Annotated in this window: 18 protein-coding genes and 1 pseudogene; 8 read left to right on the top strand and 11 right to left on the bottom strand. The window is 67.6% G+C overall.

From position 1 onward, the window contains the following. Positions 1–5 precede the first annotated feature (5 nt). The 5 genes from urtC to ACQY8B_RS23485 all read right to left on the bottom strand — a co-directional run bounded on the left by urtC (position 6) and on the right by ACQY8B_RS23485 (position 4,981). Positions 6–1,061 (bottom strand): urea ABC transporter permease subunit UrtC, encoded by a 1,056-nt coding sequence (gene urtC, locus ACQY8B_RS23505; protein WP_422088912.1) that lies wholly within the window; start codon positions 1,059–1,061, stop codon positions 6–8. A 4-nt stretch (positions 1,062–1,065) separates the two neighbouring features. Beyond that, entirely contained in the window at positions 1,066–1,968 is a 903-nt protein-coding gene (gene urtB, locus ACQY8B_RS23500) for an urea ABC transporter permease subunit UrtB (RefSeq protein WP_106936193.1), read from the bottom strand. 5 nt (positions 1,969–1,973) lie between these two features. Beyond that, complete coding sequence (gene urtA, locus ACQY8B_RS23495; protein ID WP_422088911.1) at positions 1,974–3,167, bottom strand: urea ABC transporter substrate-binding protein; 1,194 nt, start codon at positions 3,165–3,167, stop codon at positions 1,974–1,976. Positions 3,168–3,545: 378 nt separating this feature from the next. After that, positions 3,546–4,037, bottom strand: a complete 492-nt coding sequence (locus ACQY8B_RS23490) for a hypothetical protein (protein ID WP_422088910.1) — start codon at positions 4,035–4,037, stop codon at positions 3,546–3,548. After that, positions 4,034–4,981 (bottom strand): LysR family transcriptional regulator, encoded by a 948-nt coding sequence (locus ACQY8B_RS23485; RefSeq protein WP_422088909.1) that lies wholly within the window; start codon positions 4,979–4,981, stop codon positions 4,034–4,036. The genes ACQY8B_RS23490 and ACQY8B_RS23485 overlap by 4 nt, the downstream gene beginning before the upstream one ends. A 94-nt stretch (positions 4,982–5,075) precedes the next feature. Here ACQY8B_RS23485 and ACQY8B_RS23480 point away from each other — a divergent pair, with 94 nt between their 5' ends. Beyond that, entirely contained in the window at positions 5,076–6,068 is a 993-nt protein-coding gene (locus ACQY8B_RS23480) for an SDR family oxidoreductase (protein WP_422088908.1), read from the top strand. 13 nt (positions 6,069–6,081) lie between these two features. On the opposite strand, the gene ACQY8B_RS23475 is transcribed toward ACQY8B_RS23480, so the two are convergent. The 3 genes from ACQY8B_RS23475 to ACQY8B_RS23465 all read right to left on the bottom strand — a co-directional run bounded on the left by ACQY8B_RS23475 (position 6,082) and on the right by ACQY8B_RS23465 (position 8,970). Further along, positions 6,082–7,035: a glutaminase gene (locus tag ACQY8B_RS23475; RefSeq protein WP_422088907.1), complete on the bottom strand. Its 954-nt coding sequence runs from the start codon at positions 7,033–7,035 to the stop codon at positions 6,082–6,084. Beyond that, positions 7,032–7,940: a DMT family transporter gene (locus ACQY8B_RS23470; protein WP_422088906.1), complete on the bottom strand. Its 909-nt coding sequence runs from the start codon at positions 7,938–7,940 to the stop codon at positions 7,032–7,034. Before ACQY8B_RS23470 ends, ACQY8B_RS23475 begins: the two co-directional genes overlap by 4 nt. Positions 7,941–8,016: 76 nt before the next feature. Next, positions 8,017–8,970, bottom strand: a complete 954-nt coding sequence (locus tag ACQY8B_RS23465) for a LysR family transcriptional regulator (protein ID WP_422088905.1) — start codon at positions 8,968–8,970, stop codon at positions 8,017–8,019. A gap of 112 nt (positions 8,971–9,082) precedes the next feature. Here ACQY8B_RS23465 and ACQY8B_RS23460 point away from each other — a divergent pair, with 112 nt between their 5' ends. The 7 genes and pseudogenes from ACQY8B_RS23460 to ACQY8B_RS23430 form a co-directional block, all read left to right on the top strand. Next, on the top strand, positions 9,083–10,210 hold the full coding sequence (locus ACQY8B_RS23460; RefSeq protein WP_422088904.1) for an aryl-sulfate sulfotransferase: 1,128 nt from the start codon (positions 9,083–9,085) through the stop codon (positions 10,208–10,210). Continuing rightward, positions 10,207–11,172 carry an ABC transporter substrate-binding protein gene (locus tag ACQY8B_RS23455; protein ID WP_422088903.1) on the top strand — a complete coding sequence of 322 codons (966 nt, stop codon included), beginning with the start codon at positions 10,207–10,209 and terminating at the stop codon, positions 11,170–11,172. The genes ACQY8B_RS23460 and ACQY8B_RS23455 overlap by 4 nt, the downstream gene beginning before the upstream one ends. Next, complete coding sequence (locus ACQY8B_RS23450; RefSeq protein WP_422088902.1) at positions 11,169–11,942, top strand: ABC transporter ATP-binding protein; 774 nt, start codon at positions 11,169–11,171, stop codon at positions 11,940–11,942. The genes ACQY8B_RS23455 and ACQY8B_RS23450 overlap by 4 nt, the downstream gene beginning before the upstream one ends. Before the next feature lie 10 nt (positions 11,943–11,952). Further along, the gene (locus tag ACQY8B_RS23445; protein WP_422088901.1) at positions 11,953–12,762 is read left to right on the top strand and encodes an ABC transporter permease; all 810 of its coding nucleotides are present in this window, start codon (positions 11,953–11,955) and stop codon (positions 12,760–12,762) included. 89 nt (positions 12,763–12,851) lie between these two features. Continuing rightward, positions 12,852–13,127 carry a Rieske 2Fe-2S domain-containing protein gene (locus ACQY8B_RS23440; protein ID WP_422089100.1) on the top strand — a complete coding sequence of 92 codons (276 nt, stop codon included), beginning with the start codon at positions 12,852–12,854 and terminating at the stop codon, positions 13,125–13,127. A gap of 366 nt (positions 13,128–13,493) precedes the next feature. Next, positions 13,494–13,826 carry a DMT family transporter gene (locus ACQY8B_RS23435; protein ID WP_422088900.1) on the top strand — a complete coding sequence of 111 codons (333 nt, stop codon included), beginning with the start codon at positions 13,494–13,496 and terminating at the stop codon, positions 13,824–13,826. Between the two features lie 4 nt (positions 13,827–13,830). Then, a pseudogene (locus ACQY8B_RS23430) lies at positions 13,831–13,995 on the top strand (hypothetical protein); the annotation flags it as partial. Between the two features lie 271 nt (positions 13,996–14,266). On the opposite strand, the gene ACQY8B_RS23425 reads toward ACQY8B_RS23430, so the two are convergent. From ACQY8B_RS23425 to ACQY8B_RS23415, 3 genes are read right to left on the bottom strand one after another with little or no spacing between them, the layout of a single operon-like run. Further along, entirely contained in the window at positions 14,267–14,767 is a 501-nt protein-coding gene (locus tag ACQY8B_RS23425) for a BON domain-containing protein (protein WP_422088899.1), read from the bottom strand. Further along, entirely contained in the window at positions 14,764–15,273 is a 510-nt protein-coding gene (locus ACQY8B_RS23420) for a flavin reductase family protein (RefSeq protein WP_422088898.1), read from the bottom strand. Before ACQY8B_RS23420 ends, ACQY8B_RS23425 begins: the two co-directional genes overlap by 4 nt. A 44-nt stretch (positions 15,274–15,317) precedes the next feature. Then, the gene (locus tag ACQY8B_RS23415; protein ID WP_422088897.1) at positions 15,318–16,256 is read right to left on the bottom strand and encodes a LysR family transcriptional regulator; all 939 of its coding nucleotides are present in this window, start codon (positions 16,254–16,256) and stop codon (positions 15,318–15,320) included. Positions 16,257–16,358: the final 102 nt, after the last annotated feature.

The following is a 16,358-nucleotide window of genomic DNA, read 5'->3' as shown; positions in this document are numbered from 1 at the left end:
CGCGTTCATGGCGCAGCCTCCGCGCCGCGCCGGCGCAGCAGCCTCGCGCCCAGGCCCGCGAGTCCGTCGGGCATGGCCCACACCACGAGGATGAACACGGCACCCAGGAAGTACAGCCAGCCTTCGGGAAAGGTCTCCGACAGGTACGACTTGAGAAAGCCGATCAGCAGCGCGCCGACGACAGCACCCGGAATCGACAGCCGGCCGCCGACCGCCGCATAGATCACCATCTCCACCGAGGCCACCACGCCGATCACGCCCGGCGCGATCAGCCCCACCTGCAGGCTGTAGAACGCCCCGCCGATGGAAGACAGCACCGCGGCCACCGCGAACACGAAGGCCTTCATGTGCGCCGTGTTGTAGCCGCTGAAGCGCACGCGGTCTTCCCGGTCGCGGATGGCGATGAGGATCTTGCCGAAGCGGCTGCGCACGATGACGAGCGACACCGCCATCACCAGCGCGATCGCCAGCACCTCGACGAAATACATCGTGCGCTTGGCGTCGTCGCCCGCGATGTCCAGGCCCAGCAGCGTGCGGAAATCGGTGATGCCGTTGGCGCCGCCGGTGTCGCCCTGCTGGCCGACGACCACCACGGTGAGCGTGAGCGCCAGCGAGAGCGTGACGATCGCGAAGTACACGCCGCTCACCCGCCGCTTGAAGATGGCGTAGGAGAACACATACGCCAGCACCGCGGGAACGGCGAGGATGCCCACGATGGTCCAGCCCAGCGAGTGGAAGGGAATCCACCACGAAGGCAGCTGGTCCACGCTGCTCCACACCATGAAGTCCGGCAGCTCCGGCGCCGAGGCTTCGAGCTTGAGGAACATCGCCATCATGTAGCCGCCCAGGCCGAAGAACATGCCCTGGCCCAGGCTCAGCACGCCGCCGTAGCCCCAGGTGAGCACCACGCCGACCGCGACGAAGGCGAAGGCCAGGTACTTGCTCACCAGGTTGAGCCGGAACGGATCGAGCGTGGCCGGCAGCACCACGGCCAGCAGCAGGAGCACCGCGGCCATCGCGCCGATGTCGCGCCTGCGTTGGGGGGAGAGTTTCCACAACATGCCGTCAGCTCCTCGACCGCGTGGCGAACAGCCCGTTGGGCCGGAAGTACAGCACCACGATCACCAGCAGCAGGATGGTCGCCTTGGCCATGGAGCCGCTCATCAGGTACTCCAGCCAGGTCTGCGACTGCGCGATGGAGAAGCCCGAGAGGGCGGTGCCCACCAGGCTCTGCACGCCGCCGAACACCACCACGATGAACGAGTCGACGATGTAGAGCTGCCCCGTGCCCGGGTTGGTCGAGCCGATCATGGTGAACACCGCGCCCGCGATGCCCGCCAGGCCCGAGCCCAGCGCGAAGGTCATGGCGTCCACCCGGTGCGTGTCGATGCCCACCGCGCCGGCGATGGCGCGGTTCTGCGTCACCGCGCGCACCTTCAGCCCCCACGGCGTGCGGTACAGCAGCAGGTACACGCCTGTCGCGACCAGGGCCGTGAGCCCCACGATGAAGATTCGCGTGAGCGGCAGCTGGATGCCCGGCGTCGGCTCCCACGCCCCCGCGAGCCACGAGGCCAGCGGCACGCTCACCTCCTGCGCGCCGAAGATCGAGCGGTAGGCCTGCTGCAGCATCAGGCTCAGGCCCCAGGTCGCGAGCAGGGTGTCCAGCGGCCGGTCGTAGAAGAAGCGGATGAAGCCGCGCTCCAGCACATAGCCGAACGCGAAGGTCACGGCAAACGCGAACGGAATCGCGGCGAACAGGTACAGGTCCATGAAGCCCGGCGCGAAGTGCTCGAAGAAGCGCGCGGCCAGGTAGGTCATGTAGGCGCCCAGGGCCATCAGCTCGCCGTGCGCCATGTTGATGACGCCCATCAGGCCGAACACGATGGCCAGCCCGATCGCCATCAGCAGCAGGATGGTGAACAGGCTCACGCCGTTGAACACCTGCATCACCGCGATGTCGAAGTTCATCGCGTTCAGACCTTCGGGAAGGGGTTGGGCTCGACGAGCTGGGGCGATTCCCACACGATGTCGAACTGCCCGTCGGGCCGGGCGCGGCCCACGCGCACCTTCTTCCACACATGGTGGTTGGTGGCGTGCACGCGCACCGTGCCTTCGGGCGCTTCTATTTCCACGCCCGCCGCTGCCGCCGTGACCTTGTCGACGTCGAAGGACTTGGCTTTCTCCACCGCCAGCTTCCACAGGTACACGCTGTTGTAGGCCACCTCCATCGGGTCGCCGATCACGCGGTCCTGCCCGTACCTGGCCTTGAAGGCCTTCACGAACTTCTCGTTGGCCGGCGACTTGATGCTCTGGAAGTAGCCCATGCAGGCGTAGTAGCCGGCGGCGTTGTCCTTGCCGATGCCGTCGATCTCGTTTTCCGACACCACGGTGGACAGCAGCACCTGCCTGGCGCCGTCCAGGCCCGCCGCGCGCAGTTGCTTGTAGAAGGCCACGTTGGAGCCGCCCACCACGGTGCTGTAGATGCAGTCGGGCTTGGCGGCCTTGATCTTGTTGATGATCGACGAGAACTCGGTGTGGCCCAGCGGCGCGTACTCTTCGCCCAGCACCTTGCCGCCGGCCTTGGCGATGGCGGGCTTGGCGATCTTGTTGCAGGTGCGCGGGTAGATGTAGTCGGAGCCCACCAGGAAGAAGCTCTTGCCCTTCTCGCGCGCCATCCACTCCACTGCCGCGATCACCGATTGCGTGGCTTCCTGCGAGGGATAGAACACGCGCTTGTCCTGCTCCTGGCCTTCGTAGTAGGTCGGGTAGAACAGCAGGCCCTTGGCCTGGGCGAGCACCGGCAGCAGCGCCTTGCGCGAGGCCGATGTGTAGCAGCCGATGATGGCCGCCACCTTGTCGCGCTCGAGCAGCTTGCGCGCCTTCTCGGCGAACACCGGGTTCTCGCTCGCGCCGTCCTCCACCACGGCCTCGATCTTCTTGCCCATCACGCCGCCGGCCGCGTTGATCTCCTCGATGGCGAGCTTCTCGGCATCGACCAGCGAGGCCTCGGCAATGGCGATGGTGCCCGAGAGCGAATGCAGCAGGCCGAGTTTCACGGTGCCGCCGTCCTGCGCCGACGCGATGCCGGCCACGCCGCCCGCGGCGCCCAGCACGATCATCGAGCCGCCGGTCTTCACGATCTGGCGGCGGTTGAAAGCGTTCGTCATGTCAAATTCCTTTGTGTTTGTGCGAGTCATCAGGAAGATCCGACCTTCGGAACCGCGCGTTGGGTGTCTCCTCCCGCGGCGCGGCCCTGCAAACGGGCGTTCGGCTGCCAGTGCGTTTTCTCCGGGCAAGGCTTCGCCACCGGATGACGCGCATCCGTTTCGAAAAAGCTTCCTTGCGGCCGAGAAAACAAAAAAGCCCGAACCGGTGGTGAAACCGATTCGGGCTTTATTGCCCGACGCCTCGCTGGCAGCACTGGCAGCGGGTGTCGTATGACTGGTAACGATTGCTCGTTGGGGCGGATTCTTCTCAACTCACCCCGGCATGAACATACGCTGTTTCGCTAATTGGCGAGATCGCGTTTCATGTGTTATCCGCGCTCAGCGCGGGCGCGCGTAGCCCGATTCGATCCATGCGCTGGCGCTTGCGGCCGTGAGCCTGAAGGCGGGCGACACGCTCACGCTGGCGAGCTCGGAGTCGTCGGCATCGTCGTAGGCGCTGAGCGTGGCCGAGGGGTTGTCCTCGTCGGGCACGATGGCCAGCGCCACGCGCACGCGCTGGTCGTTGCGCGCGGTGACGGTCACGCTCTTGTTGAGCGTGGCGTGCAGTTGCTGCTCGTGGCGGCGGATCACCTCGGCGGCGGTCTTCACCAGCGTGGAGAAGGCGGGGCCGTCCAGCGGCTTGGGGTTCTTCTTGTCGCGGCCCATGGTCCAGGGGCCGACCAGGGCCGGTTCGGGGTCGCCGTGGCGGGTCATCTCGACGGCCCAGCCGTCGTCTTCCTCGTTCTTGATGACGCGGGCGGTCCAGGTGTCGTCGCGCCAGAGGCGGGCTTCCTGCAGGGGGAGGGTGTCGGATTCGTTCGGTTCTGTCATTCGGAGGCCTGTTTGCTTGCGCGGGCCATTGTCCCCCGCGCGCCGGCGTCTTCCTGGCCGTCAACGTACTGTTGCAGTCCCTCGGCCAATGCGTCGAAGGCGGCGCGGCAGCGCGGGCTGTTGCGCAGGTCTTCGTGCATGGTGACCCAGGTGTCGAGCTTGAGCGCCAGGGCGCGCGGCATCAGCCGCACCAGCGCCTCGGTGCGCCGGGCCAGGCCGACCTGGCACACGCCGATGCCCGCGCCGGCGCGAATGAGCGCCATCTGTCCCAGGTCGCTGTCGGTGCGCAGCGAGAAGCTGTCGCGGCTGTAGCCCGGCAGCGACTTGCCCGCGTTGCGCACGAAGGCCGAGGGCTGGTCGTAGCCGATCACCGCGTGGCCGGCCAGTTCATCGAGCCGGCGCGGCGTGCCGTGGCGCGCGAGGTAGTCGCGATGCGCATGAAAGCCAAGCTCGATGTTCCCGATGCGGCGCGCCACCAGCTGTTCCTGGCGGGGGCGCACCATTCGCACGGCGATGTCGGCCTCGCGCCGCAGCAGGTCTTGTAAGCGGTTGGTCAGCACCAGCTCGACCTTCAGCGCCGGGTGCTCCTCGCGCAGCCGCGCCACGATGGGCGGCAGCACCTCGACGCCGATCACCTCGCTGGCCGACACCCGCACCACGCCGCGCACGCCTTCGCCCTGGCTGCTGGCGGCGCGCTGAAGCGATGCGGCGGTGCTTTCCATGGCCTCGGCGTGCGTGCGCAGCGCCAGCGCCACCTCGGTGGGCAGCAGCCCGACCTGCGAGCGGGTGAAGAGCACCACGCCCAGCGCTTCTTCAAGCGCCGCCACGTGGCGCCCGGCCGTGGGTTGGGTGATGCCCAGCGCGCGCGCCGCGCCCGAGAGAGAGCCCTCGCGCAGCACGCCTAGGAAGGAGCGATAGAGCTCCCAGCCGATGTTCGAAGTCATACATAAATGTATAGCTGGTGACTCATGTTAGGCAATTCCAATTGAACCATCCCGGTTCCAGAATTCATCCATCGACAACTGTTCTGGAGCATTCATGGCACACGGCAACGACAACACGGTTCTGGTTCTTGGCGCAACGGGCGGCATCGGCGGCGAGGTGGCCCGACAGCTGCGCGACGCGGGCTGGGAGGTGCGCGCACTGAAGCGCGGCGCGACCGAAGGAAAGCGCGATGGCATCACCTGGCTGGCCGGCGACGCGATGGACGCCCAAGCCGTGCGGCAGGCCGCCAGGGGCTGTGCGGTCATCGTGCATGCGGTCAACCCGCCGGGCTACCGCAACTGGTCGCGGCTGGTGCTGCCGATGCTCGACAACACCGTCGCCGCCGCCAAGGCCGAGGGCGCGACCATCGTGCTGCCCGGCACGGTCTACAACTTCGGCCCCGACGCCTTTCCGCTGCTGGCCGAAACGTCGCCGCAGCATCCGGTCACCCGCAAGGGCGCGATCCGCGTCGAGATGGAAAAGCGCCTCGAGGACGCGAGCCGCGAAGGTGCCCGCGTGCTGATCGTGCGCGCCGGCGACTTCTTCGGTCCCAGGGCGGGCAACAACTGGTTCTCGCAGGGGCTGGTGAAGGCGGGGCAGCCGGTCAAGGCGGTGAGCTACCCCGGCCGCGCCGGCATCGGCCACCAGTGGTCGTACCTGCCGGACGTGGCGCGCACCATGGTCGAACTGCTGGCCCGGCGCGACCGGCTCGAGCCCTTCGCGCGCTTTCACATGGCCGGCCATTGGGATGCCGACGGCACGCGCATGAGCGGCGCCATCCGCAAGGCGGTGACGCGCCGCACCGGCGCCGAGGCGCGGGTGTCTGCCTTCCCGTGGTGGCTGCTGACGCTGGCCTCGCCCTTCGTCGCGACCTTCCGTGAAATGCGCGAGATGCGCTACCTGTGGCAGACGCCCGTGGGCATGGACAACGCCAAGCTGGTGGCCTTGCTGGGCCGCGAGCCGCACACGCCGCTCGACGAGGCGGTCGAGGCATCGCTCGAAGGCATGGGCTGCCTGGCCACGGCGCCGGTGGCGGCCGCGGCCTGAGGCGCAACGTCGCTCAGAACACCGACAGACCCGTGCGCGCCACGAACAATTCGAGCGCCTTCATGCCCAGCAGCGAGTTGCCGGTGGCATCGAGCGCCGGCGACCAGACGCACAGCGTGAGCTTGTCGGGCACCACGGCCACGATGCCGCCGCCCACGCCGCTCTTGCAGGGCAGGCCGATCGAGAAGGCCACGTCGCCGGCCGCGTCGTAGGTGCCGCAGGTGAGCATCAGCGAGTTGATGCGGCGGGTCTGCCGCTCGCCGGTGATCTCGGGCTGGCCGTCGACCGGGTGCGCGCCGTCGCGGCACAGGAAAGCGGCGGCGCGCGCCAGCTGGCGGCAGCTCATGCGCAGCGCGCACTGGTGGAAGTAGGTGTCGAGCACGGTGGCGACGTCGTTGTCGATCTTGCCGAAGCTCTTCATGAAATTGGCCAGCGCGATGTTGCGAAAGCCCGTGTCGGCTTCCGACTGCGCCACCTCGTCGTCGAAGGCGATGGGCTCGCCGCACAGGCTGGCCATGAGCGCGAGGATGTCGGCCTTGGCGCTGCCGCCCTTGGCTTTGGCCTGGCTCACCAGCCGGTCGGCCACCGCGATGGCGCCGGCATTGATGAACGGGTTGCGCGGCTTGCCCTGTTCGTTTTCCAGCTGCACCAGCGAGTTGAACGGATTGCCCGAGGGCTCGCGGCCGATGCGCTCCCACAGCGCGTCGCCCATGCGCTGCATGGCCAGCGTGAGCGTGAAGAGCTTGGACACGCTCTGGATGGAGAAGGGCGTCTCGAAGTCGCCCGCGCCGGCTTCCGTGCCGTCGCAGGTGCGCAGCGCGATGCCGAACTGCCGCGCGTCGATGCGCGCCAGCGCCGGGATGTAGCTGGCCACGGTGCCGCCGGGGCAGCCCTGGTCGATCTGCGGGCGCAGGGTGGCGACGATCTCGTCGAGCACCGGCTGGAAGTTCATGGTCTTGCCGTTCATGCGTTGCGTTGTACCGCAGGCCGCCGGTTCACCAGCACGATGCCCAGCGCCACGCCGATCAGCGCCACGATCAGCTGCGCCGTGAGCGGCTCCTTGAGCACCACCACGCCGAACACCAGCGCGAACAGCGGCGTGAGGAAGGTGAAGGACGACATCTGCGTGGCCGGGTAGTGCCGCAGCAGCCACATCCAGGTGAGGTAGCTCGCGAAGGCGCCGATCACGGTCTGCAGCCCGATGGAGGTCCAGGCCCCGGCTGAATAGGCGAAGCCCCAATGCTCGCCGAGCGCCAGCGACAGCAGCGGGCACATCGCCGCGGTGACCGCCACTTGGTAGAACAGCGTTTTCTCGGCGCTGGCCGTGGCCAGCCTGGTGGTGCGCAGCGTGAGCGTGGTCAGGCCCCACAGCGCGCCGGCCGCCAGGCCCATGGCGTCGCCCACCAGCTGAGACGAACTCATGTGGCCGAAGCCTTCGCTGAAGGCCAGCACCACGCCCGAAAACGCGATGAAGAGGCCCAGCCACTGGAAGCCGCGCAGCCGCTCGGCCGGCACCCAGCGCGGCAGCAATAGCGACACCCAGAAGGGCGCGGTGTAGAGGAACACCGTGAGCCGCGACGCGCTGGTGTTCTGCAGCCCCAGGTAGATGCCCGCGAACTCGCCCGAGAACAGCAGCCCGGCCAGGAGCCCCGGCCACAGCGTGCCGTCGCGCTCGAACAGCGGCACCCGCCGCCAAACGCACCAAAGCCACAGCAGCGCGGTGGCGCCCACCATGCGGATCGAGGCCTGCCACATCGGCGGCACCTCGGCCACGGTGGTCTTGATGAGGATCTGCTGGAGCCCCCAGAACGCGCAGCAGGCGATCAGGAGGCCGATGGCGAGGGAGTCGAGGTGGGTCTTGCGCTGGATCATTCGCTGCTGTCGGTCAGTCGGTCGTGGCGGAAAAAAGCCGCGTAATTCATCCGATGATCGTATCGCGCCGGCGCGTTTATTGCGCGAAGGCGTTCAGCGACGGCAGCGGCGCCTGCCGCTCGAAGCGCTTCTCGATGGCCAGCAGCGCGGCTTCCAGGAACTGCAGGAACATGCCCATGGCCACCGCCGTGGTCTGGCCGGCGCGCTGGTAGAGGCAGCTGAACGAGCGCGCGCCCGCGTCGGCCAGGCCAGTCCACACCAGCGTGCCGCGCTCCACGTCCTCGGCCACGTTCTCGGGAATGAGAAAGCCGATGCCGGTGCCGCCGGCCACCAGGCGCCGCACCATCGCGACCGAGCTGGTCTCCACCAGCGGGCGCACCTTGCGGTGCTCACGGTGGTCGATCTGGTCGACCATGGCGCGCAGCTCGGTGTCGGGCGTCATGAGGATCAGCGGGTGGTCCAGGCAGTCGCGCAGGCGCGGCAGCTTGCTGGCCGCCGTGAGCGGATGGCCCGGCGGCGTGACCAGGCCCAGGTGCTGGGGAAAGGCGCGGATCTCTTCCACGCCGGGCGGCGGCTTGCGGCGCAGGCAGAAGCCGATGTCCGATTCGCCGTTTGCCACCCATTTCAGGATGTTCTCGCCGCTGCCGGAGCGCACGCTGTAGGTCACGCCGGGGTAGTGCTTCATGGCCGCCTCGATGACCTCGGGCACCAGCTGCTCGGCCGACGAATGCGACACCGCCAGGTTGATGTGCCCGCGCCGCAGCGAGCGCAGGTCTTCGACCTGGGCCAGGGCGTTGTCGAAGTCGCGCTGGCCGCGCCGCACGGCGGCCACCATGATCTCGCCGGCCGTGGTGAGCTGCATGCCGCGCGGCAGCCGGTCGAACAGCGGCGTGCCTACCTGTTCCTCGAGGTTGAGCACCTGCTGGTGCACGGCGGCCGCCGTGAGGTGCAGCGCCTCGGCGGCCTTGCGCACCGAGCCGCGGCGGGCCACTTCGTCGAAACAGCGGAAGGTCTGGGAGATGGCGCGCATGGCCGGGGAGTGTATGGAATTTCTATACGCACCGTACAAAACAAACAGATTTTCCTGACGGGCGATGCGGCCTACATTCGCGCCATTCTTCAATCTCCCCGAGGTTCGTTCCGTGCCCACCACCACCGTAGACCAGATCACCCAGCGCCGCCGCGGCGTCGGCCTGATCGCCCATGACCCGGCGCTCAGCGCCGGCGGCTACACCCTGATCGCGCCGCAGACCGACGACGGCAACGTCTACCTGATCGACATCGAGGGCCGCGTCGCGCACCGGTGGAAGATGCCGGTGCGCCCCGGCCGCGCGGCCGTGATCCTGCCCAACGGCAACCTCGGCTACAACGGCAACCACGCCGATTCGCCCGAGATCTACGGCGCCTGGTCGCTGTGGCACGGCGGCGATTTCTACGAGGCAACGCCCGCGGGCGAGATCGTCTGGCGCTACCAGGACCCGACGCACCACCACGACGCCCGCTGGCTGGCCAACGGCCACCTGCTGTACGCCGGCTGCGCGCCGGTGCCGCCCGGCTTTGCCGAACGCGTGCCCGGCGGCACGGCGCACGGCCCCGACGAGACGATGTACGCAGACGTGATCCGCGAGGTCGACCGCGACGGCAAGCTGGTGTGGGAATGGAAGGCCTGGGAGCACCTGGACCCGGAAGACTTCCCCATCCACCCCGGCTTCGGCCGCACCCACTGGCCGCTGGTGAACGGCCTGGACGTGACGCGCGAGGGGTTGGTGCTCATGAGCCTGCGCACCACCTCGGGCATCGTGGGCGTGGACCGCGCCACGGGCGCCGTGAAGCTACACATTCCGCCGTCGGTGCTGTCGCACCAGCATGCGCCGGTCGCGCTGGAGAACGGCAACATTCTTGCTTTCGACAACGGCAACTTCCGCACCGGCAAGCATGTGGCGTTCTCTCGCGTCCTCGAAATCGACCCGGCCTCCAACGAGGTCGTGTGGCAGTACGCGGACGAACTGGTCAACGCGTTCTACACCGCCTACATGGGCAGCGCCCAGCGCCTGCCCAACGGCAACACGCACGTCACCGAGTCGGCCACCGGGCGCCTGTTCGAGGTCACGCCGGCCGGCGAGGTGGTGTGGGAGTACGTGATTCCCTGGTTCGCCGAATACCCAGACGAAGCCGCGCGCAAATACGTGCCCGGCCGGCAGAACAGCGTGTTCCAGACCTTCCGCTACACGGCGGCGCAACTTCCCTGGCTCGAGGCTTCCGCATCATGATTTCTTCCGCCCTTCGTATTGCAATCCCGCTGGCGCTGGCGGCGGTGCTGCCTCTTTCCGCACAGGCCGCCGACGCGCCCAAGCCAGTGCGCATCCTCAGCAACTGGTTCGCCCAGCCCGACCAGGCCGGCTACTGGCAGGCCCAGCAGGACAAGCTCGGCAAGGAGGCCGGCATCGAGATCAGCGTGCTGCAGGGCGGCCCGAAGATCCAGACCATTCCGCAGGTGGCCTCGGGCCAGGCCGAGTTCGGCATCGGCAATGCCGACGACGTGCTGCTGGCCCGCCTGCGCGGCGCGCCGGTGCGCGCGGTGTTCGCGCATTTGGACTACGTGCCCTACACGCTGGTCTATCACGCCGACCCGGCGGTGAAGTCCATCACCGACCTGCAGGGCCGCACCTTCGCGGTGAACCTAGGCAACGCCTACTGGGAGTGGACGAAGAAGCAGTACAAGCTCGCCGGCACCCGCGAGATCCCGGTGAGCGGCGACCTCAGCCTGTTCCGCAACGACCCGAAGATGGTGCAGCAGGGTTACTCGCTGTTCCTGCCCGCGCGCATGGCCGCGGCCGGCGTGCAGGTGCAGCAGATCACGCTGGCGTCGCTGGGCTACCGGCCGTACGACGTGCTGTTCACCACCGACGACATGATCCGCAAGAACCCCGCGCTGGTGAAGGCCACCATCGCGGCGGTGCAGAAGGGCTGGGCCAACTACGTGCGCAACCCGCAGGGGCTCAAGCCGCTGATCACCGGCATGAACAAGCAGATCACCCCCGAGATCTACGACGCGGCCAACAAGGAAATGATCGAGACGCTGATCTCGCACGACCTGGGCCGCATCGGCTGCATGAGCGACGCACGCTGGAACGAGCTGGCGGGCCAGCTGCGCAGCGTCAATTTCCTGCCGGCGAACTTCGACGCCAGGCAGGGCTACGACCGCACGTTGGTGCCGGGCTGCGCCCCATGAGCGGCAAGGGCGCCGCCGTCGGGCTGGACGGGGTTTCCAAGCGCTTCGGCACGGGCAGGGACGAGGGGCTGCAGGCGCTGGACACGGTCGACTTCGCGCTGCGCCCGGGCGAGTTCGTCTCCATCGTCGGGCCTTCGGGCTGCGGCAAGTCGACCCTGCTGCGCATCATGGCGGGGCTCGTTGCGCCGAGCACGGGGCGCTGCACGCGGCCTGAAGGAATAGAGACCGCCTTCGTGTTCCAAGAAGCCGCGCTGCTGCCCTGGCGCACGGTGGAGCGCAACGCGCAACTGCTGATGGAGCTCGAAGGCCATGCGCCGGCCAGCTACCGCCCGCGCGCGGCCGAGGCGCTGAAGCTGGTGGGGCTCGCCGGCTTCGAGAAGTCGTATCCGCACCAGCTTTCGGGCGGCATGCGCATGCGGCTGTCGCTGGCGCGCGCGCTGGCGTTGCGGCCCGGGCTGCTGCTGCTCGACGAGCCGCTGGCCGCGGTCGACGAACTCACGCGCGACGTGCTGCAGGAAGAGCTGTCGTCGCTGTGGCGGCAGGCGGGCTTCACCGGCGTGTTGGTGACCCACAACGTGCACGAGGCGGTGTACCTGTCTAACCGGGTGGTGGTGATGTCGCCGCGGCCGGGGCGCATCCTCGAAGTGATCGACGTGCCTTTCGAATTCCCCCGCGCCCCCGAGCTGCGGGCCAGCGCCGGCTTCGCCGCGCTGACCGGGCAGGTGACGGCGGTGCTGCGCGCGCAGCATCACGCGCAGGCCGCGGCGTGAGGAGGCGGCGATGACACGAAGATCCGTTTCTTCCCCCGCCGTGGCCGTGGCGCGCAACGCCGCCCCCGTGCTGGTGGTCGCGCTGCTCGCCATCGGCCTCTGGTGGCTGCTGAGCGCCACCGTCTACCAGGGCAAGGGCTACCTGCTGCCGTCGCCGCAGGAAGTGGCGGCCGCCACGGCGGAGAACGCGGGCGTGCTGCTGGGCGCGACGCTGTCGACGCTGAAGGAGGCGCTGCTGGGCTACGCAATGGCCATCGTGCTCGGCATCGCGGGGGCTGCCGTGCTGGCGCAGTCGCGGCTGCTGGAGCGCAGCCTGTATCCGTACGCGGTGCTGCTGCAGACCGTGCCGGTGGTGGCGATCGCGCCGCTGATCGTGCTCTGGTTTGGCTACAACGAACTGTCGGTGGTGATCGTGAGCTTCATCATGTCGCTCTTCCCGATCATCAACAACACGATGCTGGGCCTGCGCTCGACCTCGCGCAACCTGGCGGAGCTGTTCGCGCTGCACCGCGCGGGCGGGCTGGTGTCGTTCTGGAAACTGCGGCTGCCGGGCGCGCTGCCGCACATCTTCGCGGGGCTGCGCATCTCGGCGGGGCTGTCGGTGATCGGCGCCATCGTGGGCGAGTTCATCATCGGCTCGGGCAATGCCGAAGGCGGCCTGGGCGTGCAGATCGTGTTCGCGCAGGGGCGCATGTACACCGCGCTGCTGTTCGCCGAGGTGATCGCGGCGACGTTGCTGGGCTTCGTGTTCTTCCTGGCGGTGAGCGCTATCGGCCGGCTGCTGCTGCGGCACTGGCACGAGTCGGCATTGGGAAGCTGAGCGCCGCCTGGAATCCGGACGGTTTGATTTGAGCGCCGTGTCCTCTCCGGTGGACACTCCGTCATTCGGAGGGCAATCGCAATTCCAGACTGGAGTCCAATGTCTGCCGCCATCGCCAAGCGACGATCCTTCAAGGCAGGGGCAATTCGAAACGGCTCTCGTGCCCGATGCACAGATGGACATATGACAGTTCTGGCGTCCTCGTGACGGCGCCGAAATTCTCGGAGTTGCCATGTCTGCAGCTCGAGCGGTTTCCAACCAGAGCGTGGAATGGCCTTCATTTCATGGGTGAAACAAATGCCATTGCCGAATTGGACGATGTGCCGCTTTCCATCAAATCGCTGCTCGAATTCGATTCCTGCTAATTCGGGCATATGCAAGTGCATGACTGCAAGTACAACTGGAAGACCTTTCTGGAGTTCTATCTGGAGCAGCCCGGGAACAGTGCGATCTACAGAGCATGGCACCAGGCGGTGCGAACCTCGAGTGCGTATCTCGAACAGCCATCGAAGACAACCAGACGGGCTGCGTCGGAGTACGGCCCATACCAGGCGAAACTTGAAGCAGGCATGGAGCACTTCCATGGCTTCCTGCGCGATAGGCTGGGACGCCTCTAGGTTTCCTCGCCGGCTTGCGCGCCGCTTCCGCTAGCATTCGGTCATTCGTTTCGGGTACCGCTTCCCCTTGCACAACTCTGCATCCGGTATAGATGCAGAGCACAGAGGTATTGAATGTGCCCGCAAACGTTCTCCTGGCTGTTGCTCGCGGCCAGCGTCGCCGCAGAAGTTGCAGGGACGATCGCCCTCCGCTATGCAGATGGATTCACGCGCCTTGTTCCGTCGCTGGTGGTTGGCGCTTCCTATGCGGCGGCAATCTGGCTGATGTCGATCTCGGTCAGACACTTGGAAGTGGGGCTGGCATACGCGGTGTGGGCAGGTAGTGGTACCGCATTGACGGCAGCGCTCGGCGTCGCTTGGTTTGGTGAATCGATGACGCTCTTGCGTGTGCTCGGTGTCGTCATGATCGTGATCGGAGTTGTGGTACTCAACCTCGATACGCACTAGCTCGATGCATGCGAAGCAGTACGCCTGCGCCGCAATGAAACCCCAAGCCGAGGCGAGGATGCGCGGGCTTTTGATACGCAGAGCCCGCGAACTTGGAAAGACGCTCAAGACCGTAGCAGTAGAAGCGGGCCTTGCGCGATCCTGCCTCTACAAGCTGATAAACGGCACGACGCGTGATCCGTCCGTTCAGACTCTGCTGCGCCTCGCGGGGGCGGTGGAAGTCTCGCCCATTGCGCTGCTTCGACTGTACGGGGACATGAACACCCCCAGAAGCGAAAGAGCATCGGGATCTGCCCCGAAGGAAAACTGTTCCGTTGCGTCAGTCTGGCGTATCGAAGATCAGTCGCTGCGCCCGTGTTACGGGCCAGCGTTTTTTCTAGGGGTCACCGTGACGGTCATTGATCAGCAGGCTACCCGTCCGGGTCAGGTATCTCGATGGCCTAGCGGTCAGCCAGCGGGTAAGGCGGCTTGCCCCGCGTGCCCACCATCAGGTCGGGCACCACGGCCTCGACGTCGGGCAGGGCGCGGGCGGTGCGCTCCAGCCTTTTTGCCAGCGCGGCGCTGGGCACGCAGCCCTGCAGGTACACCCAGCGCCGCTGGATCATCACCCACACGCTGCCCTTGTTCACTCCGGGCACCGCCAGCAGCGCGGCACGCACCTTGGGCGCCAGCGGCTTGTCGTAGCGGTATGCGTTGCTGTCGGTGCACTTGCCGGCCAGCCAGCAGCTGGTGCCGCGCTCCAGCCGCGAATGGGTCTGCACGCGGCGCTCCTCGGCGGTATAGAAGGGGCCCTCCGGCATCGGGCAGGCCGGCTGGCCCGCCGACACCTGGAAGAAAGGGTCGTCGAACCAGTTCTGCTTGAGCGGCCCGCCCGCTTCCTGCGCCATGCCGGCCCGCGCTGCGAGCAGCAGGACGCAGATGAGCGCAGGGCGGAGGGTCACAAGGGGTGTTCCGTGTAGAAGCGCCCGCCGTGGAACAGCAGCGGCGAGGCGCCGGTGTCGTGCGTGCAGCGCTCCACTTCGCCCACGAAGATCACATGGTCGCCTTCGTCGTAGCGGCTGCGGTTGAAGCACTCGAAACTCGCGGCGGCGCCGGCCAGCACGGGCGCGCCGCCCAGGCCTTCGGTGAAGGCCACGTCGGCCCAGCGGTCGATGTTCTTGGTGGCGAAGCGCTCGGCCAGCGCCTTCTGGCTGGCCGCCAGGATGTTCACGGTGTAGTGCGAACCGGCGCTGAGCGCGGGCATCGAGCCGGCCGCGCGCGCCAGGCTCCAAAGCACCAGCGGCGGCGCGAGCGATACGGAATTGAAGGAGTTGGCCGTGAGGCCGACCAGCGTGCCGTCGGCCGCCCGCGCGGTGACGATGGTGACGCCGGTGGCGAACATGCCGAGCGCTTCACGAAACTCGTCGGGCGAAAAGGAGGGCGGCTGGGCCCGGCGGAGAGTGGTCACTGAAAAAGGCTGCAAGGGCTTGGAGGGCAGAAGGCCATTTTGGCTCAGCGACCGGGGGGCTGCTTGGCAGGGCTCATCAACTCGGTCACCAACCGGGAATAGGCGGTGGCCGCAGCCGAGAGGGTACGCCCTGCGAGCGTCACCAGGCTGTAATGCGTTTGCATGCCCGTGAGGCCGGCCACCGGCAGCGGCACCAGCGCGCCGGTTTCGTGCCCCGGCGCGGGCGCCAGCGGCGCCAGGATGGCTGCGTTGGCCGTGAGCGCCAGGTGCCGCAGCGTGCCCGCGTCGTCGCAGCTCACGTTGAACAGGCTGCGGTCGGCGTCCTTGCCGTTCTTGACGCCCTTGCCGCGCCTGGCCTGCCGGTCGAACTGCGCCGCCACCTCGGCCGGCAACTGCGGGCCTGCCACGGGGTAGCCCATGAGGTTCTCGGGCGTGACCTGCTTCAGCCTGAGCAGTGGGTGCTTCGGCCGCACGAAGAACGACACCGGCACATTGGGCAGCCGCGTCAGCTTCAGGCCCGGCTGCTTCTTCAGGTCGCGGGTGTCGGCGATGAACAGGTCGAGCTGGCGGCGGTGCAGGCGCTCGCACAGGCTGGCCGTGTCGGCCACTTCCATGCGCATCAGCAGTTGCGGATGGCGCTGGGCCATGAGCGACAGGGCCATGCGCCCCAGCGTGCCGGCCGCGAAGGGCCCGAGGCCCACCGCGAGGCTGCCGATGGCCAGGCCTTCGAGCTGCAGCACGTCGCGCTCGATCTGCGCTGCGTCGGCTAGCAGCTCGCGGGCGCGGGCCAGCACCAGCTCGCCGGCCTGGGTGAAGCGCACGGTGCCGTAGGCGCGGTCGATAAGGCGGGCCTGCAGGCCTTCTTCGAGGTTGTCGATGCTGCGCGAAAGCGCGGGCTGCGACAGGTGCACGGCCTGGGCCGCACGGCCGAAGCTGCCCTGGTCCGCGAGGGCGACGAGATGCTGGAGCTGGCGTAGCTGCATTTTGCGTTTCACTTAAAAAGCAAGCGCATATTTTGCATTTGCCAATGCATCCGGGGCTTCCGAGAATCGGCCCGCACCCTTCACGGAAGACCGAGACACCTC

Source organism: Variovorax sp. (assembly GCF_965279555.1).
Taxonomy (GTDB): domain Bacteria; phylum Pseudomonadota; class Gammaproteobacteria; order Burkholderiales; family Burkholderiaceae_C; genus Variovorax.
Note: the sequence above shows the minus strand (reverse complement) of the source record. Positions and strands in the feature narration are given on the sequence as shown.

Coding starts and splice junctions, on each gene's coding strand:
- urtC (WP_422088912.1), bottom strand. CDS start 1,061: ATGTTGTGGAAACTCTCCCCCCAACGCAGGCGCGACATCGGCGCGATG.
- urtB (WP_106936193.1), bottom strand. CDS start 1,968: ATGAACTTCGACATCGCGGTGATGCAGGTGTTCAACGGCGTGAGCCTG.
- urtA (WP_422088911.1), bottom strand. CDS start 3,167: ATGACGAACGCTTTCAACCGCCGCCAGATCGTGAAGACCGGCGGCTCG.
- ACQY8B_RS23490 (WP_422088910.1), bottom strand. CDS start 4,037: ATGACAGAACCGAACGAATCCGACACCCTCCCCCTGCAGGAAGCCCGC.
- ACQY8B_RS23485 (WP_422088909.1), bottom strand. CDS start 4,981: ATGACTTCGAACATCGGCTGGGAGCTCTATCGCTCCTTCCTAGGCGTG.
- ACQY8B_RS23480 (WP_422088908.1), top strand. CDS start 5,076: ATGGCACACGGCAACGACAACACGGTTCTGGTTCTTGGCGCAACGGGC.
- ACQY8B_RS23475 (WP_422088907.1), bottom strand. CDS start 7,035: ATGAACGGCAAGACCATGAACTTCCAGCCGGTGCTCGACGAGATCGTC.
- ACQY8B_RS23470 (WP_422088906.1), bottom strand. CDS start 7,940: ATGATCCAGCGCAAGACCCACCTCGACTCCCTCGCCATCGGCCTCCTG.
- ACQY8B_RS23465 (WP_422088905.1), bottom strand. CDS start 8,970: ATGCGCGCCATCTCCCAGACCTTCCGCTGTTTCGACGAAGTGGCCCGC.
- ACQY8B_RS23455 (WP_422088903.1), top strand. CDS start 10,207: ATGATTTCTTCCGCCCTTCGTATTGCAATCCCGCTGGCGCTGGCGGCG.
- ACQY8B_RS23450 (WP_422088902.1), top strand. CDS start 11,169: ATGAGCGGCAAGGGCGCCGCCGTCGGGCTGGACGGGGTTTCCAAGCGC.
- ACQY8B_RS23445 (WP_422088901.1), top strand. CDS start 11,953: ATGACACGAAGATCCGTTTCTTCCCCCGCCGTGGCCGTGGCGCGCAAC.
- ACQY8B_RS23435 (WP_422088900.1), top strand. CDS start 13,494: ATGTGCCCGCAAACGTTCTCCTGGCTGTTGCTCGCGGCCAGCGTCGCC.
- ACQY8B_RS23415 (WP_422088897.1), bottom strand. CDS start 16,256: ATGCAGCTACGCCAGCTCCAGCATCTCGTCGCCCTCGCGGACCAGGGC.